Genomic DNA, 22543 nt, shown 5'->3' on the forward strand with positions numbered 1-22543 from the left:
TTGCAATCAATAACGTGACGGCAGAAAACGTGCCGCATCAGCCTGGGAATAAAGCAGCGTCGCGTCCTGCGGTTCGCCAATCCAGATTGCCAGAGCGCTGAGATTGTCGCTTTTAACACTGCGGTTTACGGCCTGTTCCATCAATGCCAGCCACTCTTCGCAGGCGTTTACCATGCGCAGTGCCTGTTCCATTTCGTCGGTGGTGAGGTTGAGCCAGAAACCGTCGGTACAGACCAGAAATGCGTCACCATCGGTCAGCTCAATCACCTCGCTGAAGGTGGCCGGTCGGGCCGGCTCAATACCCAGCGCATTATAAAGTAAATTACTGTTAATGCCGGTATTTTCATAGCCGGCTTCACGCAGATGCTGCGCCAGACTGTGGTCACGCGTCACCTGATGCAGCACCCCGTGGCGGAAGTGATAAACCCGGCTATCACCAGCGTGCGCCCACCATGCGCGCTGCGTTGTGCGGTCAATAAACAGGGCGGCAAGGGTGGTGCTCATGCGCGAAAAATTCGGATTGTTCCCCTGGGCGCTGACCAGCGTTTGCTGACACTTTTCAATTGCCGCGCGTGTACTCTCCGGCGTGAACGTGTCGTTTTGCTGCAGCTGCGTCAGCAGGGTATCGCGCACCAGCTGGGCCGCATAATCGCCGCCGGGCAGACCGGCCACGCCGTCGCATACCAGAAAACAGGCTTTGTGTTCATCGACTTCGGCACCGGTGCGATCCTGGTTTTCGTCACGCATACCCTGCTGGCAGCGGCTGGCAAACTTCATCTTCATGCGTCTTCGGTCCGCGTCTGGGAATCTTTGTACTGATTCACTTCCATGTCGTAGGCATGCAGAAAGGCTTCACCAAACAGGGTGTGGAAGTCATCTTCAATCTCGCCCGCGGTGCGCTGATAGTGACGGAGAAAATAGTCCCACAGCGCCGCTTTACGTCCGCCGCTGAACGGCATCTTAGGCAGCACGCCGTCTTTGCGCGCTTCCTCTTCCAGACGCTGCGGATTAAACGACTGCAGCATCGCGGCAATGATGGCGCGAATGCCGGCAATCATCCCCAACTGATGCGCCTGTAAATCCACCAGCGCATCGCGCACCGCTGCTTCCGGTGGCATAAAGCCAGGCATCTGGCTCTGGTACATCTGCATCAGCACGGTTTTGCCGGAAGGCAGAATTTTAAACGGGTTATTGGCTTCGTTAAGGATCATCGTCATGTCGGCTTTCACGCCGCGCTTGAGGATGGAGCGCGAAGAGAGCAGGGCCACCGTACCCTGCGAAAACAGGCTGAGCATGCGACCAGTGACGCGCATCTGCTCTTCGGTGATTGGCGTCTGGTGACCATTATTCAGGCCCATGCCTTCCAGCAGCGCGGCGATCAGTTTGTCCTGATCGGCGCCTGCCAGCACGGCTGGCATCACGGGCGCATCGCTTTGTGGATCGATCGCCAGGCGCGCGTCCGGGCGGCGTTCGTGACGCGGACTGTCACTCTGCGGCAGGACTTCCGGTTCCGGCACGCTTTCGTCCTGCTGCATACCCAGCGGATCGGCGGCGCTGTCAGCAAAAAACGCCAGCGGATCATCCTGCGGTGCGTTCTGACACGCCGGGTCGCGCACTTCCAGGCCATATTCGCCAATCTGCAGCGTATCGCCGTGGCGCAGCCGCACCTGCGAGCCGCGCTGCAGCGCCACGCCGTTCAGCACCACTGAAGTGACGCTGCCCTGATTGGTCAGGCGGCACTCGCCGTCTGGCGACAGGTGCACCAGCGCCTGCAGGCGCGAGATAGCGCGCGATTCATCGGGCAGCACCAGGTCGTTATCCTGGCTGCGGCCGATGGTCCCGCCGGGCGGGCTAAACGCGACGGTTTTGGCGGGCACATCCGTATTGCACTGCACAATGGTAAATTGCATGAGTCATCCCGTTAACAAGGCAAGCGCACTGGCCTACTCAAACATCGGTGGATAGAGGCCATTACGTCCCGGCTGGGCACCCGCCGCCGGGTTAAACAATAACGAAAAAAGTTGCGCGGTGAGCGGGCCACTGTGTTTATGCGTGGCGTGGGCAAAGCCGTCACTGCGATTACTCCACCAGTAGCTAATGTGCTGTTGGGGATCAAAACGGTCGGCCACTTCACGCCAGCTCAGGGTGCAGGGCAAATCGTCAAAACCAATCACATCCATGATGTCGCTGCGCTGCTTATCCGGCAGCAGCAGCGGAGCCAGCTGCTGAATCTGCGTCTCCAGCGCGTCCGGGCTGTGGCGATCGCGCACCGCCTGCCACAGCAGCGCGCCAAGTTCCTGATACCAGTCGCCGGAGATCGCCAGCTGTGAAGCATGCCACGCGCTGAGCGGAATGCTGTGCAGCGCCAGCAGCGGCCACGCACGGCCGACGCGATCGCACGAGGGCAGCAGACAGCCCAGCTGCACCTGCTGGCGCAGCGGCGATAGCGGCAGGACAAAATTCCATACCGGCGCGCGTAAAAACTGTTGCGTGCTGGCCTCTTCCTGCTGATGCCAGTGGATTAAGCCTTGTTGAAACCAGTGGCTCCACGGCGTCACCGTGGCTTCACTGAGCCGCTGGCGCAGAAAATCACCGGTGGCCGGTAATTTGCCATACCAGCCCGGCGCGGTGTAACTCGCCATGGTTACCTCACCATTACTCACTGTGTCCGGTCAATCGCTGCGATACGGTGTGTGGCGCAACCGCCAGCATACGGCCATTCTGACCGGCATTTTTCAGATTTTCCGCAAGCTTACGCATCATCAGCGCATTGTCGCGCGCATAAGGCGACGACTGAATCTGCTGATCGAGCAGCTGGCTAAGGTGCCAGTCAAGCTGCTGCAGATCGCGCGCGCTGACATTGTCCGGCAGCGTGCGCTGCAGATTTTGCATCAGCCAGCCGCGCAGAAATTCGCCGTCATAGTTACGCGGCTGATACAGCATCTGATAAGCGCGCAGCGCATTGCGGCTGTAGTCATTGTCGGTGCCGGGATCGTCACGCAGCAGGTTGGTAATTTGCTGGGCCACGCGCGGCAGCAGTAAAGACTTAAGCGCATTTTGATAAAGCACCCATGCGGCATCGCTCACCTGGTTACCGCGATACAGTCCAGCGCGCATGGTAAGCGGTGGATTGTCGAGAGAAAAATGCGCCGACAGCGGCAGTTTCACCAGGTTATTTAAGAAGGGTAGCAGATCAAAAATATTATCGGCTGGCTGATGAATAACCTGCTGACTTTGCGCGGTAATCGGCCCGATACGCGCCGCGACCTGATCGAGATAACGCTGATTCTGCACGTAGCTGGTGAGCCACAAACCGGAGAGCAGCACCAGCGCGCCGGTGAGCGCGCCGTAACCGATCCAGTGCAGCAGCCGGTTACGATACTCCCAGTGACGGTTGCTGCCGGCGAGGCCGCTTTCGCGGAACACCAGGTCGCTTAACAGGTCGCGAATAAAGAAGCTCTGGCCTTTGGTACCCGGAATCGGATTGCTGCGGTTAACGCTGTCCCATGCGGCAAGGCTCGACTCGCCGGTGTGTGGCAGCTGTAGCTTGCGGTTGAGTTCGCCCATGATGCGGTCAAACGGCAGGCCTTCCTGGGTACCGCTGGTGAAGAACAGGCCGCGCGCCGACCAGGCAATCTCATCCTGATGGCGGGAAAACACCACGTCGAGATATTCGTTAAGTAAAGGACGCAGCGAACTGAACTCCTGCGGGAACAGGAAGCTGTCGGCGCGCTGGGTGAGATCGCGCTCGCCGGCCATCACGTCGGCCAGCTGTTGCTGCAGACGCTGCTCCAGATGCTGAAAGCGCTCGCTAAAGCTGCGGTGCCAGTCATCTTTATGCGGCTTGCCCGGTTCCCACGGGAAGGTGAAGCCCCAGATGGCATCGCGCTGCGGCTTACTCAGGTTGCCGTAAAAGCTCATAAACCCTTTCAGCAGGTCGGTTTTGGTGACCATCACATACACCGGGAAATGAATGCCGGTTTGCTGATGCAGCTCAACCATGCGGCTGCGCAGCGCGCTGGCCTGGGCGTGACGTGCCTCGGCAGAATCGGTCAGCAGGTCAGCCACGCTGATGGTCATGATCACGCCGTTGATCGGCTGGCGCGTGCGGTAGCGCTTTAGCAATTTAATGAAGTTATGCCACTCGGCACCGTCGCGCGCGCGCTGGCTCTCCTGCAGTGCGTAACGGCCCGCGGTGTCGATTAAGACTGCACTGTCGGTGAACCACCAGTCGCAGTGACGCGTGCCGCCGACGCCGCGTACCGCCTCTTTGCCGAGGCTGTCAGTTAACGGAAACTCCAGGCCAGCATTCAGCAGCGCGGTGGTTTTACCGGCGCCGGGCGCGCCTATCATCACGTACCACGGCAGCTGATACAGATAGTGACTCTGAAAACGCGCCAGCCAGCTTTTCTGATGCCGGCGACCAAACTGAGTGCGTTTCAGCCGCAGCGCCGCTTCACTGAAGCGCTGGGTCAGCAGCGTCTCGGTCGCCTGGCGATCGGACGCTTCTTCGTGACTCATCTCCTGCAGGCGATTGAGCAGCTTGCTGTTAAACCAGCCGCGCCAGATGGCGGGAATAAACTGGAACAGCACCCAGCAGAAATAGAGCAGGCCGACCGCCAGCTGGCGCGGGAATACCGGCTCCAGTGGACGGGTATCTCCCCAGCTCCACAGCGGACCGAGCATCCACAGCACGCAGCTCAGCGCCGTGACGCCAATCAGGCCCCACAGCAGGCGATGGGTTAACAGATGTTGGAGTGATGCGCGCATCACTGGCCTCCCTGATGGTTGCCGAGGGTTTCCGGTGCCGCAAACAGGGTGATCTCCACCCGGCGATTGCGGGCGCGGTTTTCATTGCTGTCATTGGGTAAGAGCGGATTGCTGTCGCCACGGCCTTCGGCTTTAACGCTGTGACCGTCCGCCAGCTGCGTATTCAGCAGTTGCGTAACGGCACGGGCACGGGCGAAGGAGAATTCATAGCTGGAGGCGAAACGGCCATCCACCGGACGATTATCGGTATAGACCGATACCAGCACCGTGCCTTTTACCGTCTTCATCGCGCTGGCCACGTGCGCCAGCAGCGCGCGGCCAACCTGGTTCACTACGGTACCGTCCGGCGCAAACAGCTTGTCCGCAGGGATGATCACTTTACTGCCAAAGGCACCGTCGCTCACTTCCAGCTGGCCTGCGGCAATCACGTCGTTAAGACGCTGATGCAGATCGAGCAGCGCCTGCGGTGAGGTGGGGCGGCGGCCCGGCATGATTTGTGGCAGCGGGGTTTGATAGATGGCGCGCAGCAGCGGTTCGGCCGCATTGCCCAGCCGCCAGTTGAGCCCGCTGTAGATTAGACAGGCAATCAGCGTAGCCAGCGTGACGCAGGCCCACAGTGGTACCATCGGCCGCGTCAGGGTGCTGACCAGCGGATGCACTTCCACCAGCGGCGCGCGCGGTGGTGGTGCCGGGCGGGTTTCCGCAATCAGCTGCGCCAGCCGTTTACGGATGCCTTCACACTGCGCGCGTCCGCTGTCGCTGCCGCGATAGCGCCCTTCGTAGCCAAGCAGCAGGCAGTAGTGAATCACTTCCAGCAGCCATAAATGCTGCTGCGGGCTTTGCGACACGCGTGACAGCAGCTGGAACACTTTTTCGCCGCCCCAGCTTTCGTTATGAAAGGTCACCAGCATGCCGTTGCCGGACCAGACGCCGCGCGTGCCCCAGGGAGTTTGCGCCGCCGCTTCGTCCAGCACGCTACACAGGCAGTAGCGTGCGCCGATGATCATCTCAAACGGCAAACCCGCCTGTTTACAGCGTTGCTCGAACTGGCGGATCTCTTCAATCAGCAGCTGACGCAGGCCGGCGGGATCGTCGTGCGTCGCCGCCTGCCGTATACGCACGACGGCATTCAGAATCGGTGCTGCGGCATTCAGCAAAAGGTTATCGTTGCCCGCGACAATGCCATCGCGGGCAAGGGAGTCCTGAGTCATTAAATCTCGATTATCCTGGCAATAACGGAACGGTTAGCCCGCAAAGCAGCGGTGTGCTGCGGGCAATATGCGCCGGATTGCATCATCAGTCTAAGATCCAGGTCGCGGTATCATTGGTGCGGCATGCTTTACTGGCGCCGCCCACGGCCACGCAGACCTGTTTAGTACGACGGGGACGCGGCCGGTCGCTGCGCAGCGTGGCATCATAGCGGCTGCTCTCCACGCCAGCTTTGGGGGGCACGTAGCCAATCAGCTGACCGCTGGGTTCTTCTGCAATCGCCAGCCAGTTGTGCTCGACGCGACCCAGCACCTCAAAGGTTTGGGCGTTATCCAGATAACGCACCACTTTGCCGCCGTAATCCGGCAGGGTCATCACAGAGGCGGCATACAGCGCGCGAAAGCTCTCATTCACCGGGGTAAATTCACCGGGTGCTGCCACTGCATGACGATGAACCAGTTTTACGCCGTTCACTTCGCTGGTGACCAGGGTGTCATCCGTCACGGGCGGTGGAGGCGCTTTACATCCCGCCAGCGTTAAAGCCGCCAGCAGCGTTAGCAAGAGACTCTTATTCACCATGATCCTCAAATTTTCATCAGTATCGCTGCAGAGTTGTATCCGGCACGCACTTAGCGGGCGGGCAGATTATGCAGTGAGAAGGCCACTAAAAAACAGTCAAATTACAGAAAGATAGTGCTGACTTAAGTCTACCTAAGACTTTTGAGAATTCAAACCATTGCACCGCGGCAAATCCCGTGCTACCGGGCGAAAAAACGCCTTAAAGGCACCCCACGATCGTTCTGGCGGGGACGATAGATAAGCTGCATTAATTTATTTGCGTAAGCAAGCGCGGCTGGCGTGCGGCGCGACATTTGCCCCCTGATGGTGCTTAGGTGAATTGGTAAATAAGATTTATCTATTTTTTCAGATAAAAAAAGATTGCGCGGCGAAACAATTTTATGATTTTCGGAATTTCCGGGCGCAGCCGTGTCATTAACCCAGCCAGTCCGGCACGGCTTTTGCTTGGCAGCGCCACTTAATCCGTAATGAGCAGCAAAGGTCGCGGAACCGTGCGCTGGTGATTGGCCCGCACCAGGTTAGCGCAGGGCCTGATTTCACTTATGGCTAAATAAACCCATCTTTTTCTCGCTTAATCCGCGCTTTAGACCCGAAGGGTTTTGGCATCCTATGCTCAGAATTCCTGCCAGCTGAGGTATGTCGTGGCTGAAGAGAGCAACGAGGACAAAACAGAATCGCCCACCCCCCACCGACTTGAGAAAGCACGGCAGGAGGGGCAGATTCCGCGTTCGCGCGAGCTGACTTCGGTACTGATGCTGCTGGCCGGGCTGCTGATCATCTGGCTGGGCGGCCACAATATGGCGCAACGGCTGGCCAGCATGGTGGCCACCGGCTTCCGCTTTGACCACGGCATGGTCAACGACGATAAAATTATCGTCTCGCACATCGGCAACCTGGTGATGCAGGCGGTGATCGCGCTGCTACCGCTGATGGCCGGGCTGGTGATCGTTGCCATCGCCGCGCCGATGATTCTGGGCGGAATCAACATCAGCGGAAAATCCATCAAATTCGATTTCAAAAAGCTCAACCCGTTACCGGGCATTGCGCGCATGTTTTCCGGTCAGACGTGGGCGGAACTGGTGAAGGCAATTCTCAAAGCGGTGCTGGTGGCGCTGGTGGCTGGCTGGTATCTGTGGAGTCACTGGCAGGAGATGCTGCGCCTGATGAGCGAATCGCCGGTGAATGCGCTGCAGCATGGCCTGTCGATGACCGCCATCAGTTGTGCGCTGGTGATGCTGGGACTGATCCCGATGGTTGGCTTTGACGTGTTCTGGCAGCTCTACAGCTACTTCAAAAAGCTGCGCATGACGCGCCAGGAAATTCGCGATGAACACAAGCAGAACGAAGGCGACCCGCACGTTAAAGGGCGTATCCGCCAGGCGATGCGTGCCGCTGCCCGCCGCCGCATGATGGCCGACGTGCCGAAGGCGGACGTCATCGTGACTAACCCGACGCACTACTCGGTGGCGCTGCAGTATCAGGAAGGCAAGATGAGTGCGCCAAAAGTGATTGCCAAAGGCGCCGGTGACATTGCCCTGCGCATTCGTGAAATAGCAAAAGAGCACCGCGTACCGATTCTGGAAGCGCCGCCGCTGGCGCGTGCGCTCTATCGTCATACGGAAATTGGCCAGTTTATTCCCGGCGCGCTCTATGCCGCCGTGGCAGAAGTGCTGGCGTGGGTCTGGCAGCTGCGACGCTGGAAGCGCGAAGGCGGCCTGATTCCAAACAAACCAAAACATCTGCCGGTCCCGGCAGAGATGTACTTTGCAGGAGAGAACACCAACCATGGCTAATCTGGCCGAAAAGCTGCGTTTACCGGGCAATTTTAAAGACACGCAATGGCAGGTGCTGGCTGGTCCGGTGCTGATCATGCTGATCCTGTCGATGATGGTATTGCCGCTGCCGGCGTTCATCCTTGACCTGCTGTTTACCTTCAACATTGCGCTGTCCATCATGGTGCTGCTGGTGGCGATGTTCACCCAGCGCACGCTGGAATTCGCTGCCTTCCCGACCATTTTGCTGTTCTCAACGCTGCTGCGTCTGGCGCTGAACGTCGCCTCAACGCGTATCATCCTGCTGGAAGGGCATACGGGTGCTGATGCCGCCGGGCGCGTGGTTGAAGCCTTTGGTCACTTCCTCGTCGGCGGTAATTTCGCCATTGGTATCGTGGTGTTCATCATCCTCGTGATCATCAACTTCATGGTCATCACCAAAGGTGCCGGACGTATCGCCGAAGTGGGCGCGCGTTTCGTGCTGGATGGTATGCCCGGCAAGCAGATGGCGATCGATGCCGATTTGAACGCCGGCCTGATTGGTGAAGACGAAGCCAAACGCCGGCGCACCGAGGTGACCCAGGAAGCGGACTTCTACGGCTCAATGGACGGTGCCAGTAAGTTTGTGCGCGGCGACGCCATCGCCGGCATCCTGATCATGGTGATCAACGTGATCGGCGGCCTGCTGGTGGGCGTGGTGCAGCACGGTATGGATCTCGGCCACGCCGGGGAAACCTATACGCTGCTGACCATCGGTGACGGCCTGGTAGCGCAGATCCCGGCGCTGGTGATCTCTACCGCTGCCGGTGTCATCGTTACCCGCGTCAGCACCGATCAGGATGTCGGCGAACAGATGGTGGGCCAGCTGTTTAACAATCCGCGCGTGCTGATGCTGAGCGCCGGCGTGATTGGCCTGCTGGGTCTGGTGCCCGGCATGCCGAACTTTGTGTTCCTGCTGTTCACCGCGGCGCTGCTCGGCCTGGCCTGGTGGCTGCGCGGCCGCGAAATGCAGCCGAAGAAGCAAAGTGATGCCTCCAGCGTGGTGAAAACGCAGGAGACGCCGGCCACGGTCGAAGCCTCGTGGACCGACGTCCAGCTGGAAGATTCGCTCGGCATGGAAGTGGGCTATCGTCTGATTCCGATGGTCGATCATCTGCAAAACGGCGAGCTGCTCGGGCGTATCCGCAGTATCCGTAAAAAGGTGGCGCAGGAGGTTGGCTTCCTGCCACCGGTGGTGCACATTCGTGACAACATGGAGCTGCCGCCGGCGCGCTATCGCATCCTGATGAAGGGCGTGGAGATTGGCAGCGGCGATGCTTATCCGGGACGCTGGATGGCGATTAACCCGGGCACGGCGGCGGGCACGCTGCCGGGTGAAGCGACGGTTGACCCGGCGTTTGGCCTCGCGGCCATCTGGATCGACAGCGCGCTGAAAGAGCAGGCACAGATTCAGGGCTACACCGTAGTGGAAGCCAGTACCGTGGTGGCTACCCACCTTAATCACCTGATCGGCCAGTACGCCAGCGAGCTGTTTGGGCGTCAGGAAGCGCAGCAGCTGCTGGACCGCGTCACCCAGGAGATGCCAAAGCTGACGGAAGATCTGGTGCCGGGCGTCATTACCCTGACCACGCTGCACAAAGTGCTGCAAAATCTGCTGACCGAGCGCGTCTCGATCCGCGACATGCGCACCATTATCGAAACGCTGGCCGAACATGCGCCGGTGCAGAACGATCCGCAGGAACTGACCAGCGTGGTACGCGTCGCGCTGGGCCGTGCGATTACCCAGCAGTGGTTCCCGGGCAACGGCGAAGTGCAGGTGATTGGACTGGATGCCACACTGGAACGTCTGCTGCTGCAGGCGCTGCAGGGCGGTGGCGGTCTGGAACCGGGTCTTGCCGATCGGCTGCTGATGCAGGCGCAGGCCGCGCTGCAGCAGCAGGAGATGACCGGTGCGCCGCCGGTGCTGCTGGTTAACCATCCGCTGCGGGCGCTGCTGGCGCGCTTCCTGCGCCGCAACCTGCCTCAGCTGGTGGTGCTGTCCAATATGGAGCTGACCGATAACCGGCAGATCCGCATGACTGCTACCATAGGCGGCAAATAATGCGCGGCGTGACGCTCTCATGGCTGCTGGCGACGCTGCTGGCGCTGCCGCTAACGGGCAAAGCCGCCAGCGGTGCTTGGCAGGCCAGCGCCAGCGGCCCGAGCCTCGGCGTGCGCGGCAACTGGCTGCTGTCGCCGGCGCTTAAAGCGCCCTCGGCGGCTGCAGGGACTATTTCGCTGGTGAACTGGCGCTACACGCTGAGCCGACCGGCGCCATCCGGTCTGGTGGTGCGGCTGTGCGCCAGTAAGCGCTGCGTGGAGCTGGACGGCGCCAGTGGCAGCACGCGCGGCCTCGCCAACGTGGCAGCCGATGAAACGCTGCATCTGGCTTTCGGATTTCAGGGGCAGGGCGCGTTGCCGCCCGGCCTGCGGGTGGTGAGCAGTGAAGTGATGGTCAATTACCAATAGCAAATAGCCAATAGCCAATAAAAAACCCGCCGCAGCGGGTTTTTTTAGGCTTACATTCGCTCGACGGTTTTGATGCCCAGCGTATCCAGCCCCTGCTTCAGGGTTTTCGCCGTTAGCGCAGCCAGTTGCAGACGGCTGTTGCGTACGTTTTCCTCTTCGGCGGAGAGAATCGGGCAGTGCTCATAGAAGCCCGAGAACAGACCGGCCAGATCGTACAGATAAGCACACATCACGTGCGGCGTGCCGTCGCGCGCGACCTGGGTGATGGTCTCTTCAAACTGCAGCAGACGGGTCGCCAGCAGCGCTTCGCGCTCGTCAGTCAGGATGATATCACCGTGCAGGCTGTCTGCCTCAATGCCCGCTTTACGGAATACCGAGAGCACACGCGTGTAGGCATACTGCATGTACGGCGCGGTGTTGCCTTCAAACGCCAGCATGTTGTCCCAGTCGAAGATGTAATCGGTGGTGCGGCTTTTCGACAGGTCGGCGTATTTCACCGCGCCGATGCCGACCACTTCCGCCAGCTCTTTCAGCTCTGCCGCGCTCATCTCCGGATTCTTCTCGCTGACCAGCGCATGGGCGCGCTCAACGGCTTCATCCAGCAGATCGGAGAGTTTAATGGTGCCACCGCTGCGCGTCTTAAACGGACGGCCATCTTTGCCCAGCATCATGCCGAACGCATGGTGCTCCAGCGGCACTGACTCCGGCACATAGCCCGCTTTGCGCACGATGGTCCACGCCTGCTGCAGATGCTGATGCTGGCGGGAATCGATGTAGTACAGCACGCGATCGGCATGCAGCGTTTCATAGCGATATTTGGCGCAGGCGATATCGGTGGTGGTGTAGAGATAGCCGCCATCCTTCTTCTGGATGATCACGCCCATCGGTTCACCTTCCTTGTTTTTAAACTCATCAAGGAAGACCACGGTGGCGCCTTCGCTGGTCACCGCCAGCCCTTTTTCGCGCAGATCGGCGACGATGCCCGGCAGCATGTCGTTATACAGGCTTTCACCCATCACATCCTTACGCGTCAGGGTGACGTTAAGGCGGTCATACACCTGCTGGTTCTGACTCATGGTGATATCCACCAGCTTCTTCCACATGGCGCGGCAATATTCGTCGCCACCCTGCAGTTTCACCACGTAACCGCGGGCGCGCTCGGCGAAGGCTTCGTCTTCGTCATAGGTGCGTTTCGCTTCGCGGTAGAAGGCTTCCAGATCAGCCAGCGCGATATCTTCATGATGCTCGTTCTGCTGCTTCTCCAGATAGGCGATCAGCATGCCAAACTGTGTACCCCAGTCACCGACGTGATTAGCGCGGATGACGTGATGGCCGAGGAACTCCTGGGTGCGTACCGCGGCATCACCGATGATGGTGGATCGCACGTGACCGACATGCATCTCTTTCGCCACGTTGGGCGCCGAGTAGTCAATCACGATAGTCTGAGGTGTCACTTCGCTGACGCCCAGGCGTGGCAGCTGCAGCGCCTGCGCGGCCTGCTGTGCCAGCCACTGGCGGTCGAGGAAGATGTTGATAAAGCCGGGACCGGCGATGTCGACTTTGCTGGCGATGCCAGCCAGATCCAGATGCTGAACTACCTGCTCAGCCAGCTGGCGCGGCACCTGACCGAGCTTTTTCGCCACGGCCATGATACCGTTCGCCTGGTAATCGCCGAACTGCACTTTTGCAGACTGACGAACCTGCGGTTCGCAATCGGCCGGTGCGCCTGCCGCCACCATCGCCTGACTGACTTTATCGGAAAGAAGAGCCTGAATATTCACCGCGTTACCTTCATATGCTGAAAAGGCCCGCCAGCTGAGGGCGAGCCGATGTCGTCATCCCGCGTGCGTGTCGGGACGGAAAAAATAAGAGGAGAAGTATACGTGAAATGTTGGGGTGCGTCAGCAATCGGTTATGGCTGCCGGTGGACGCAGGCCCGCGCGCCGGTTAACGGCGGCGCGGGTGGCGACGGGGATTTTTAACGCTTTTGTCTTCACGCACCTTCCAGTGGCGGGAAATTGCAAATCCCATCAAGGCTATCAGGACCGCGACAACAATGAGCATAGACATAGGGCCATTCCTTGTAGTTGTGAAACCCAAATTTATAAGAAAGGATCAGCTACTGCAATTGATTGACGGGTAAATAAGAGTTATCTCATTGTATTAACTATTGTTAATAATAACAGTTGGTTAAGGCACTTTTATAAAGTAACGTGTGGACCTGATTACGCGATTAATCCGAAAGAGAGGGGCGGTTTATGCGGTTTTTGAAGGTTTTTGGCGTGAAATCGGATGAATCCGAGCATTTTGTCAAGCGAAAGCTGCGGCAACCCTGTTTTTTTATTGATTAAAAGATCTGAACTGAGTTTGAGGTATTTAACGTATGAATCTGGATTTTCCTTCAGAACTGAGTGACTTAAAACAAGACCTGTCCCGATTTGAACAGGCTTTGCAACATTTTGCGGCACGCCTCGGCCTTGACCTCACGCAGCATGAGGCGGACCACGTGGCGGTGCGCTGTCACCAGTTCGCCACGGCAGAACGCTGGAAAGCCGGGTTACTGCAAATCGGCGATCAGTTTTCCGAAGCGATGATCAACGGACGGCCGATCTGCCTGTTTAAGCTGCATCAGCCGCTGCGCATCGCGGGCTGGCAGGTGGATGTGATCGAGCTACCGTGGCCCGGTGAGAAGCTGTATCGCCACGAAGGCTGGGAACATGTGGAAATTGTGTTGCGCGGCGAGCCGGAAACGCTGGGCATGCGTGCGATGGCGTTGCTGGCAGACGAGGCGCTGACGCAGCCGGGCATCGCGTTTAAAACCAGCACGCCGCAGGGCGAAAATGAACGTCTGCCCAATCCGACCTTAGCGGTGACGGACGGGCAAACCACCATTAAGTTTCATCCGTGGCGGCTGGAGGAGATCGTTGCCAGCGAACAGGCTTAGCGCCGCGCTGCCACTGCCTGCTGCAGGCGCGATACCGCCTGCTGCAGGGTGGCGTGCGTGCAGCCAAAGTTGAAGCGCACGAAGCGATCGTCGCCGAAATCACGGCCCGGCGAGAAACCGAGACCGTGTTTTTCGAAATACAGCGCCGGGCTGGCGACATCCAGCTGGCTAGCGTCAATCCAGCCGAGGTAGCTGGCCTCTGGCGCGACCATGCTGAGTTCCGGCAGCGCATTCACCTGCTGCACCAGCCAGTCACGATTGGTGCGCAGGTAAACCAGCTGGTCCGCCAGCCATGCATCACCGCCGCGCCATGCGGCTTCCGCCGCTACCAGCGCCAGAATATCCACACCCGGTACGATGCCTTCACGCACCTGCTTAAAGCGTTTCCGCAGTTCGGGATGAGGGATAATGGCCATGGACGCACCCAGCCCGGCGATGTTAAAGGTTTTAGACGGCGAAATCAGGGTAATGCTGCGCTGGGCGGCGTCTTCGCTCAGCGAGGCAAACGGAATGTGCTGTACGCCGGGCGTTAACAGCAAGTCACAATGGATTTCATCGGAGCACACCAGCAAATCGTGGCGTTGGGCAAAGGCCAGCTGCGCCTCCAGCTCATCCCGGCGGTAGGCGGTGCCGCCCGGATTCTGCGGATTGCACAGCATGAGCAGGCGCTCGTTGCCCTGCATCTGGCTGTCATCCAGCTGCATCACCCAGCGATCCTGCTGTAACTGCAATGGCAGATTGACCTGAGCGCGCTGCGCCAGCCGCGCCGCCGCGCGAAACGGCGGATAAATCGGCGTCGGTGCCACGGTGCTCTGCGACGACTCGGTAAATGCCCGGACCGATAAATTCAGTCCGCTCACCACGCCCGGCAGCAACACAATCCATTCCGGCTCAATCTGCCAGCCATAGCGCTGGGCTAAGCGGGAAATAGTGATATCAATCAAACCGTGCGGCGTCGCGCCATAGCCGAAAACACCGTGGTCGGCACGCTGTTTAATGGCCTCAATGATGCACGGCGGCGAGCGAAAATCGGTGTCGGCAACCCACAAAGGCAGCACATCGCGATCACCATATTTGTGCCATTTCAAACTATCGCTGTGACGACGGTCTATCCCTTGATCAAAATCGAATGCCATAGTGCGCTTTCCACGTAAACTGTCTGAATGAGCAGACTAACTGATGCACTCCTCCCGAGCCAGCAGTCATGAAAAGGAGCAAGGTATGACGAAACTGGAAATTTGTTGCTATGGCATCGACTGCGCAATGACTGCGCAGGCGTCCGGTGCCGATCGCGTGGAGCTGTGCAGTGCTCCGCGTGAAGGCGGACTGACACCTTCGGCGGGTATGCTGGAAGCCGCACAACGTGAACTGACCATTCCGGTCCACCCGATCGTGCGGCCGCGCGGCGGCGATTTTTGTTACACCGCACGCGAATTTGAGGTGATGAAATCGGACGTGGCGCGCATTCGCGAGCTGGGTTTTCCTGGCCTGGTGATTGGCATGCTGGACGAAGATGCGCACGTCGACACGGTACGCATGCAGCAGATTATGGCGCTGTGCGACGGCATGGCTGTGACCTTCCATCGCGCCTTTGATTTGTGCCACAGCCCGAAGCGTTCGCTGGAGGTGCTGACTGATTTAGGGATCGCCCGCGTTCTGACTTCCGGTCAGCAGCAGAGCGCTGAAACCGGAATTGCATTATTACGGGAACTAAATGAATACAGCACCGGTCCAATCATTATGGCAGGGGCAGGCGTGCGCCTCAGCAATCTGCAAAAGTTCCTCGACAGCGGATTGCAGGAAGTCCACAGCTCCGCCAGCCGCGCCGTCGCGTCACCGATGCGCTACCGTAAAGCCGGTGTCTCGATGTGTTCTGAAGCGGAAACCGATGAATTCAGCCGCTCCTGTGTCGATGGCGATGTCGTCGAAGCCATGAAGAGCATGATGCAGATGAGCGTTGACCGGGTCGCCTGACCCGTACCAATTTTGCCGCGCAGCACGCCGAAAACCTGACGTGATGTTTGCAAGTACCAAACCCCAGTTCCTTGCTGGGGTTCTTTTTGTCTGCCGCTTCGCCATGAATAGCGCATTGGTGAAAAAGATGCTTTGATTACTCTATGGCTTAACGCGCGGATAACGCTGATGAAATCCCTCCCTTATGCTGTTGTGATTCTGCTGTTCCCCGTTGCCGGCGCGGCGCTGGCCGCCAGCAGCACCTGCCCGCCGCTGAGCAAAAACATCACCAGCAGCAACAACTGGATTATGCTGGGCGGCGACGCCAAAGGCGCGGTGCGCCAGGTGGTGGCCGGGGAGTTTGGTAAAGACGTCAACTCGCAGAAGCGCGTGCTCGGTCAGTTTGACCAGTGCGGCGATCTGATGGTGGCTGACATCACCTATGACAAAAGCGAAGGCAACGTGGTGCTGAGCATGGAGCAGCATATCGCGCGCGTGCAGCGCGGCTGGGTGGCTGACTATGCTTATCTGGTTAAAGTGACCCGCGCGGGCAAAGAGGAGGTGGTGGATAACCGGCAGGGCACCATTAGCTGGCAGATGGGGCAACACGGCAACATCATCAGCGCCTCGGACAAATTTACCAGCATGGGGAAAGAGGGCTTTACCGATACCACTTACCGCTACGATAAACACTTCCGGCTGGAAAAAAGTATTGCGCGCGGCAGCGATGAATTGACTAACGGCGAGAATACCTGGCGCTGGAATCCGCAGGGGCTGGTGGTGGCATCCACCAGCGCGCGCAGCAAAGAGACCTACAGCTACGATAATCAGTGGCGCGAACTGCGGCTGCACGGCACCTCGACCACGCCGGTCAGCACTTTGCGATCGGTGGATGAGTGCCAGTTGTGGGACGAGGTGGGCAATTGCACGCTGAGCTATTTGCATGAGACCGAAGTGTTTGCCAAAGGCACCATTGAGCGGCATCTGAGTTCGGCCTACAAATATCAGTACTGGGATCGTCCGGCGACGGACAATTGATGCGCCGTCGCGTATGCTGTTCTGTGCACAACCCGGGAGCCCATCATGACACTGATTATTTCATTCCTTTTCGCCATTACCCTGCTTACGCTGACGCCCGGCTTCGATACCGCGCTGGTGCTGCGTTCGGCGGCTGCGCAGGGATGGCAGCGTGCCTCGGCGACGGCATTGGGCGTTACGCTCGGCTGTCTGGTGTGGGGCGTGGCGGTCGGGCTGGGCTTAGGCGCGCTGCTGCTGGCTTCGGAAATGGCTTATAACCTGCTGAAAGGCATCGGTGCCGTGTACCTGCTGTATCTCGGCGTCAGACTGCTGCTTAACCCGCGCAGCACGGTGGCCAGCGGGCAGGAGGGGCAAAAGCGGGAAGAGCGCTATCTGACCTGCTTTGCGCGTGGCCTGACCGGTAACCTGCTCAATCCCAAAGTCGGGGTCTTTTACGTCACTTTTCTGCCGCAGTTTATCCCGGCCGGCGGATCGGTGGCGCTGTGGTGCACGCTGATGGCGCTCACCCACATGGTGATTGGCTTAGTGTGGAACGCGGTATTGATTAGCGGCAGCCAGTACTTTGCCGGTCATCTGCGCCGTCCGGCAGTGTTAAAAGTGATGGATCGCCTGACCGGCTGCGTGTTTATTGGTTTCGCCGCGAAGCTGGCGCTGTCGCGGCGTTAAGCGTTACGGTTTGCGCGCCACCAGCACGGCACGCAGCGGGGCGGGATAGCCTTCAATCGTTTTGCTGCTGTCGTGCGGATCGAGGAACTCCGCCAGCGATTCGCTGGTCATCCAGTCGGTGCGACGCTGCTCTTCCACCGAGGTGATGGCGTAATCGGCGATGCGCACATCGACAAAACCGCACTTCTCCAGCCAGTTTTTCAGCGCCGCCGCAGACGGAATAAAGTAAACGTTGCGCATCTGCGCATAGCGTTCACCCGGCACCAGCACCGCGTTTTCATCGCCTTCAATCACCAGCGTTTCCAGTACCAGTTCGCCGTCGCTGACCAGCTGATTTTTCAGTTGCAGCAGATGGTCGAGCGGCGAACGCCGGTGATAGAGCACGCCCATGGAGAACACGGTATCGAACGCCTGCAGCGCCGGCAACTGCTCAATGCCCAGCGGCAGCAGATGCGCACGGCGATCGTCACCCAGCAGCTTACGTACCGCTTCGAACTGGCACAGGAACAGCTGCATTGGATCGATACCGACTACCAGCTGCGCGCCGGCACCAATCATGCGCCACATGTGATAACCGCTGCCGCAGCCTACATCCAGCACGGTTCGACCGGCCAGCGAAGAGATATGCGGCAGCACGCGGTCCCACTTCCAGTCGGAGCGCCATTCTGTGTCGATGTCGCAGCCGTAGAGCGAAAACGGCCCTTTGCGCCACGGCATCAGGTTACGCAGCAGCTTTTCGATGCCGGCGCGCTGGCGATCGGTTAACGCGTCATGCTGCGCGCTGACGCTGTGCAGCAGATCGAGCTGCTGCGGCACCAGCAGCGGCAGATTGTCGACCGACTTCTCCCAGTTGCGAAAATGTCCGTGCAGGTTTTCACGCTGCCAGGCGGCGACCTGCGCCGGCAACACTTCCAGCCAGCTGGCGAGCGGGCCGGTGGCGATTTGCTGATAAAAACGGCCAAAATCAATCATTTCAACGCCACCAGTGAGCCAAAGTTAAAGCACTGGAACCACAGCTCGGCGTGGGCAAAGCCAGCACTTTTCAGGCGGGCTTTATGCGTTTCCACGCTGTCCGTCAGCATCACATTCTCCAGCATGCTGCGCTTCTGGCTGATCTCCAGCTCGCTGTAGCCGTTGGCGCGCTTAAAATCGTGGTGCATGTTGAACAGCAGTTCGCCGACGTCGGCATCTTCAAAGCTGAACTTTTCCGACAGCACCAGCGCACCGCCCGGATTGAGGCCGGCAGCGATTTTTTGCAGCAGCGTCAGGCGCGCGTCCGGCTCGAGAAACTGCAGGGTAAAGTTGAGCACCACCAGTGAGGCGTTTTCGATGTGGATATCGCGGATATCCGCTTCCAGCACCTGCACCGGCGTAGCGGCGCGGAAGGCGTCGATGTGACGGCGGCAGCGTTCCACCATCGCCGGCGAATTATCGACGGCAATAATCTGGCAACCCGGTGCCTGAATATTGCGGCGCACCGCCAGCGTGGCCGCGCCCAGCGAGCAGCCGAGATCGTAAACCTGGCTGTTGGGCTGTACAAAGCGTTCTGCCAGCATGCCAATCATCGAAATGATGTTGGAGTAACCCGGCACCGAGCGCTGAATCATATCGGGAAAGACTTCAGCCACGCGCTCGTCAAAGGTCCAGTCGCCCAGTTTATCGATGGGCGCGGAGAATAGCGTATCGCGGTCAGACATAATGAATTATCCGGAGAGAAAACGGAAAGGGCGCTATTCTGGCAGAAACTGCCGCAGGCTGCACCCGTTTCCCTGCGTTTAGAACAGGCTGGATTGCTGTGGCCAGGCGGGCAGCGGGCGCAGCATCGGCTCCAGCTGTTGCAGCTGCGGCCAGAGCGCCTGCAGCAGCGGAAACACCGCGCCCATATCCGGCGTGTGGATGAACAGCAGCGGGTCGCTGTCGTGCTGCCAGTCCGCCAGTTTTTGCTGCCAGACATCAAACAGTGGCAGGCTCTCCTCCACGCTGTCGCTGCCGATAAAGCGCACCATCGGCTGACCGGCAGTGCGCACCGCGTGCGTCGGCACGCGCGGCTTTTGCGCGCGCGCATGCACGGCGGCCGGGCTGAGCGAGGCAGAGGCGTGCACCGGACGGCTGTCGAGAATCACCCGATTAACCCCGCGCTGATGCAGGCCGCGATTCAGCGCGCGCTCGGCCTCGCCTTTAGCAAAAAAGGCCGCATGGCGCACTTCCACGCCATAGTGAAAGCTGCGCGGCAGGCGATCGAGAAACGCCCATAAATCTGTCAGCTGCGCCGGTGAAAAGGCGGCGGGCAGCTGCAGCCAGTACTGGCCGATGCGCTGGCTGAGCGGATCCAGCAGGCGCAGAAATTCATTCACCAGCTCATCACAGTTCTTCAGCGCCGCTTTGTGGCTGATGGTGTCAGGAAATTTAAAGCAGAAGCGAAAGGCGTCGTCAGTCATGTCATACCAGCGCTGCACTACTTCGGGTTTGGGCAGCGCGTAAAGCGTGGTGTTGCCTTCGACGCAGCCGAACAGCCGGGCGTAATCCGCCAGGGTTTCGATACCCAATACTTTCCAGTTGGCGTGCTGCCATTGTGGTAATCCAATACGAAGTGTCAAAACTGCTCCTGCCTGCTGTGGCGCGGAAAATGCGCCGTACGTTACCCGGTTTTGCCACGGGCAGGAACCGATCGCGCGGCAAACGCTGACGATTTGTCCGCTTTGCGCGGGATCTGCTTATCCTGCCTGCCATTTTCCATTATAATAGCCGCCTTTTTTGCGGCAGCATCTCAGAAGGTTACGCGGCCTGATGCTGTCTGGCAGCAGCGGCGAAGTTAAAAGGATACGTTATGCGTACAGAATATTGCGGACAGCTCAATCTGTCTCATGTGGGTCAGCAAGTTACTCTCTGCGGCTGGGTCAATCGCCGTCGCGATCTCGGCAGCCTGATTTTTATCGATATGCGTGACCGCGAAGGCATCGCGCAGGTGTTTTTCGATGCCGATCATCAGCAGGCTTTCCAGCTGGCGTCTGAACTGCGTAATGAATTCTGTATCCAGATCACCGGTACTGTGCGTGCGCGTGAAGAGAAAAACCGCAACAGCGACATGGCCACCGGTGACATCGAAGTGTTCGCCCATGAGCTGAACATCATCAACCGCGCAGAACCGCTGCCGCTGGACTCTAACCAGACCAACAGCGAAGAAGCGCGTCTGACCTATCGCTACCTCGACCTGCGTCGTCCGGAAATGGCGCAGCGTCTGAAAACCCGTGCCAGAATTACCAGCTTTGTGCGCCGCTTTATGGACGGTGAAGGCTTCCTCGACATCGAAACCCCGATGCTGACCAAAGCCACGCCGGAAGGCGCGCGTGACTACCTGGTGCCGAGCCGGGTGCACAAAGGTAAATTCTACGCGCTGCCGCAGTCACCGCAGCTGTTTAAACAGCTGCTGATGATGTCTGGTTTTGACCGCTACTATCAGATCGTCAAATGCTTCCGTGATGAAGACCTGCGTGCTGACCGTCAGCCGGAGTTCACCCAGATCGACGTGGAAACCTCGTTCATGAGCGCGGAGCAGGTGCGCAGCGTGATGGAGCGGATGATCCGTGAACTGTGGCTGGACATCAAAGGCGTCGACCTCGGTGACTTCCCGCAAATGACCTTTGCCGAAGCGATGAACCGCTATGGTTCGGATAAGCCAGACCTGCGTAACCCGATGGAGCTGGTGGACGTTGCTGACCTGCTGAAAAGCGTTGAATTCCAGGTGTTCGCCGGCCCGGCAAACGACCCGAAAGGGCGCGTTGCGGCGCTGCGCGTGCCGGGCGGTGCCGCCCTGACGCGTAAGCAAATCGACGAATACGGCAGCTTTGTCGGCATTTACGGTGCCAAAGGTCTGGCGTGGATGAAGATCAATGCGCGCGCCAGCGGTTTCGACGGCGTGCAGAGCCCGGTGGCCAAATTCCTGACGCCGGAGATCGTTGAAGCTATTCTGCAGCGTACCGACGCGCAGGACGGCGACCTGATCTTCTTCGGCGCCGACCGTGCCAAAGTGGTGGCGGATGCACTGGGTGCACTGCGCCTGAAAGTGGGCCGTGACCTGCAAATCACCAATGATAAAGCCTGGGCTCCGCTGTGGGTGGTTGACTTCCCGATGTTCGAAGAGGACGACGAAGGCGGCCTGGCGGCGATGCACCATCCGTTCACCTCGCCAAAAGCGCTGACGGCGGAACAGCTGGCGGCCGATCCGACGCAGGCGGTGGCTAACGCCTACGATATGGTGATCAACGGTTATGAAGTGGGCGGCGGTTCGGTGCGTATCCACAGCGGCAATATGCAGCAGACAGTGTTTAGCATTCTGGGCATCAGCGAAGAAGAGCAGCGTGAGAAGTTTGGCTTCCTGCTGGATGCGCTGAAGTTCGGTACCCCGCCGCACGCAGGTCTGGCATTCGGTCTTGACCGTCTGACCATGCTGCTGACCGGCACCGACAATATCCGCGATGTGATTGCGTTCCCGAAAACCACTGCGGCGGCCTGTCTGATGACTGAAGCGCCAAGCGAAGCCAATCCGGCGGCGCTGGCGGACCTCGGTATCCAGATCGCGCCGAAGAAAGTCACTCCAGAGACGAAATAATGGGCTATAAACACCCGGTATCGGTGCTGGTGGTGATTTTTGCGCAAGATACCGGCCGGGTGTTAATGCTGCAGCGGCGCGATGACCCCAGCTTCTGGCAGTCGGTTACCGGCAGCCTGGAGCCGGGCGAAACGCCGGCGCAAACGGCGCAGCGCGAAGTGGCTGAAGAGCTGGCGATTGATATTGCCGCAGAGGGGCTGGTGCTGGAAGATTGCCACAAACAGATTGAGTTTGAGATCTTTCCGCACTATCGCCATCGTTATGCGCCGGGCATCACGCATAACCGGGAACACTGGTTCCGGCTGGCGCTGCCCGCCGAACGCCAGCCACTGCTGAGCGAGCATCTCGCCGCACAGTGGCTGACACCGGCCGCCGCCGCCGCACTAACCCGCTCGTGGAGTAATCGTCAGGCAATCGACGAATTTATCTGAATGCCCGCCACCGCGCGTTTTTCCGGTGGTTTTATCGTTAAATTACAGACATACGGTGTAAGTC

Annotated in this window: 21 protein-coding genes; 9 read left to right on the plus strand and 12 right to left on the minus strand. The window is 59.1% G+C overall.

Annotated features, from left to right (window positions below):
• Nucleotides 1-6: 6 nt before the first annotated feature.
• The 6 genes from AC6I8P_RS08195 to AC6I8P_RS08220 all read right to left on the minus strand — a co-directional run bounded on the left by AC6I8P_RS08195 (nt 7) and on the right by AC6I8P_RS08220 (nt 6558).
• Entirely contained in the window at nt 7-783 is a 777-nt protein-coding gene (locus AC6I8P_RS08195; protein ID WP_498031108.1) for a PP2C family protein-serine/threonine phosphatase, read from the minus strand.
• On the minus strand, nt 780-1910 hold the full coding sequence (gene tagH, locus AC6I8P_RS08200) for a type VI secretion system-associated FHA domain protein TagH (RefSeq protein ID WP_262264731.1): 1131 nt from the start codon (nt 1908-1910) through the stop codon (nt 780-782). Before tagH ends, AC6I8P_RS08195 begins: the two co-directional genes overlap by 4 nt.
• 33 nt (nt 1911-1943) lie before the next feature.
• Nucleotides 1944-2642 (minus strand): type VI secretion system-associated protein TagF, encoded by a 699-nt coding sequence (gene tagF, locus AC6I8P_RS08205; protein WP_058771215.1) that lies wholly within the window; start codon nt 2640-2642, stop codon nt 1944-1946.
• Nucleotides 2643-2655: 13 nt separating this feature from the next.
• Nucleotides 2656-4770: a type VI secretion system membrane subunit TssM gene (tssM, locus tag AC6I8P_RS08210; RefSeq protein WP_058780676.1), complete on the minus strand. Its 2115-nt coding sequence runs from the start codon at nt 4768-4770 to the stop codon at nt 2656-2658.
• Complete coding sequence (gene icmH / locus AC6I8P_RS08215) at nt 4770-5981, minus strand: type IVB secretion system protein IcmH/DotU (protein ID WP_058774571.1); 1212 nt, start codon at nt 5979-5981, stop codon at nt 4770-4772. The genes tssM and icmH overlap by 1 nt, the downstream gene beginning before the upstream one ends.
• Nucleotides 5982-6066: 85 nt before the next feature.
• Nucleotides 6067-6558, minus strand: coding sequence for a hypothetical protein (locus AC6I8P_RS08220; RefSeq protein ID WP_021509952.1), 492 nt, complete (start codon nt 6556-6558; stop codon nt 6067-6069).
• A gap of 641 nt (nt 6559-7199) precedes the next feature.
• Here AC6I8P_RS08220 and flhB point away from each other — a divergent pair.
• From flhB to flhE, 3 genes are read left to right on the plus strand one after another with little or no spacing between them, the layout of a single operon-like run.
• Nucleotides 7200-8351: a flagellar biosynthesis protein FlhB gene (gene flhB, locus AC6I8P_RS08225; RefSeq protein WP_498031109.1), complete on the plus strand. Its 1152-nt coding sequence runs from the start codon at nt 7200-7202 to the stop codon at nt 8349-8351.
• Complete coding sequence (flhA, locus tag AC6I8P_RS08230) at nt 8344-10431, plus strand: flagellar biosynthesis protein FlhA (RefSeq protein ID WP_498031110.1); 2088 nt, start codon at nt 8344-8346, stop codon at nt 10429-10431. The genes flhB and flhA overlap by 8 nt, the downstream gene beginning before the upstream one ends.
• Entirely contained in the window at nt 10431-10838 is a 408-nt protein-coding gene (gene flhE / locus AC6I8P_RS08235; RefSeq protein ID WP_498031111.1) for a flagellar protein FlhE, read from the plus strand. Before flhA ends, flhE begins: the two co-directional genes overlap by 1 nt.
• A gap of 50 nt (nt 10839-10888) precedes the next feature.
• Here flhE and argS read toward each other — a convergent pair whose 3' ends face one another.
• A complete protein-coding gene (gene argS, locus AC6I8P_RS08240) occupies nt 10889-12619 on the minus strand; it encodes an arginine--tRNA ligase (protein WP_031280190.1) in 1731 nt (576 codons plus the stop codon).
• A 166-nt stretch (nt 12620-12785) separates the two neighbouring features.
• Nucleotides 12786-12908 carry a hypothetical protein gene (locus AC6I8P_RS08245; RefSeq protein WP_007889544.1) on the minus strand — a complete coding sequence of 41 codons (123 nt, stop codon included), beginning with the start codon at nt 12906-12908 and terminating at the stop codon, nt 12786-12788.
• A 313-nt stretch (nt 12909-13221) separates the two neighbouring features.
• On the opposite strand from AC6I8P_RS08245, the gene AC6I8P_RS08250 reads away from it, so the two are divergent.
• Nucleotides 13222-13782, plus strand: a complete 561-nt coding sequence (locus AC6I8P_RS08250) for a VOC family protein (RefSeq protein ID WP_058774574.1) — start codon at nt 13222-13224, stop codon at nt 13780-13782.
• Here the strand turns inward: AC6I8P_RS08250 and AC6I8P_RS08255 are convergent.
• On the minus strand, nt 13779-14918 hold the full coding sequence (locus tag AC6I8P_RS08255) for a MalY/PatB family protein (RefSeq protein ID WP_498031112.1): 1140 nt from the start codon (nt 14916-14918) through the stop codon (nt 13779-13781). The two genes, AC6I8P_RS08250 and AC6I8P_RS08255, sit on opposite strands and share 4 nt — an antisense overlap.
• Nucleotides 14919-15003: 85 nt before the next feature.
• Between AC6I8P_RS08255 and cutC the strand changes: the two genes are divergently transcribed.
• The 3 genes from cutC to AC6I8P_RS08270 all read left to right on the plus strand — a co-directional run bounded on the left by cutC (nt 15004) and on the right by AC6I8P_RS08270 (nt 17439).
• Entirely contained in the window at nt 15004-15756 is a 753-nt protein-coding gene (gene cutC, locus AC6I8P_RS08260) for a copper homeostasis protein CutC (RefSeq protein ID WP_058774576.1), read from the plus strand.
• A 168-nt stretch (nt 15757-15924) separates the two neighbouring features.
• Nucleotides 15925-16773: a hypothetical protein gene (locus AC6I8P_RS08265; RefSeq protein WP_088517807.1), complete on the plus strand. Its 849-nt coding sequence runs from the start codon at nt 15925-15927 to the stop codon at nt 16771-16773.
• Between the two features lie 45 nt (nt 16774-16818).
• On the plus strand, nt 16819-17439 hold the full coding sequence (locus AC6I8P_RS08270; RefSeq protein WP_058757506.1) for a LysE family translocator: 621 nt from the start codon (nt 16819-16821) through the stop codon (nt 17437-17439).
• Nucleotides 17440-17442: 3 nt separating this feature from the next.
• Here AC6I8P_RS08270 and cmoB read toward each other — a convergent pair whose 3' ends face one another.
• From cmoB to AC6I8P_RS08285, 3 genes are all read right to left on the minus strand, one after another.
• The gene (cmoB, locus tag AC6I8P_RS08275) at nt 17443-18411 is read right to left on the minus strand and encodes a tRNA 5-methoxyuridine(34)/uridine 5-oxyacetic acid(34) synthase CmoB (protein ID WP_021509962.1); all 969 of its coding nucleotides are present in this window, start codon (nt 18409-18411) and stop codon (nt 17443-17445) included.
• A complete protein-coding gene (cmoA, locus tag AC6I8P_RS08280; protein ID WP_058757507.1) occupies nt 18408-19136 on the minus strand; it encodes a carboxy-S-adenosyl-L-methionine synthase CmoA in 729 nt (242 codons plus the stop codon). The genes cmoB and cmoA overlap by 4 nt, the downstream gene beginning before the upstream one ends.
• 78 nt (nt 19137-19214) lie before the next feature.
• Nucleotides 19215-20036, minus strand: a complete 822-nt coding sequence (locus AC6I8P_RS08285; RefSeq protein ID WP_104093218.1) for a DUF72 domain-containing protein — start codon at nt 20034-20036, stop codon at nt 19215-19217.
• Nucleotides 20037-20266: 230 nt separating this feature from the next.
• Here AC6I8P_RS08285 and aspS point away from each other — a divergent pair, with 230 nt between their 5' ends.
• Nucleotides 20267-22048, plus strand: coding sequence for an aspartate--tRNA ligase (gene aspS / locus AC6I8P_RS08290; protein ID WP_059009762.1), 1782 nt, complete (start codon nt 20267-20269; stop codon nt 22046-22048).
• A complete protein-coding gene (gene nudB / locus AC6I8P_RS08295) occupies nt 22048-22479 on the plus strand; it encodes a dihydroneopterin triphosphate diphosphatase (RefSeq protein ID WP_058771222.1) in 432 nt (143 codons plus the stop codon). Before aspS ends, nudB begins: the two co-directional genes overlap by 1 nt.
• Nucleotides 22480-22543 lie beyond the last annotated feature (64 nt).

This window comes from gamma proteobacterium symbiont of Lampromicra miyakona, assembly GCF_059730895.1.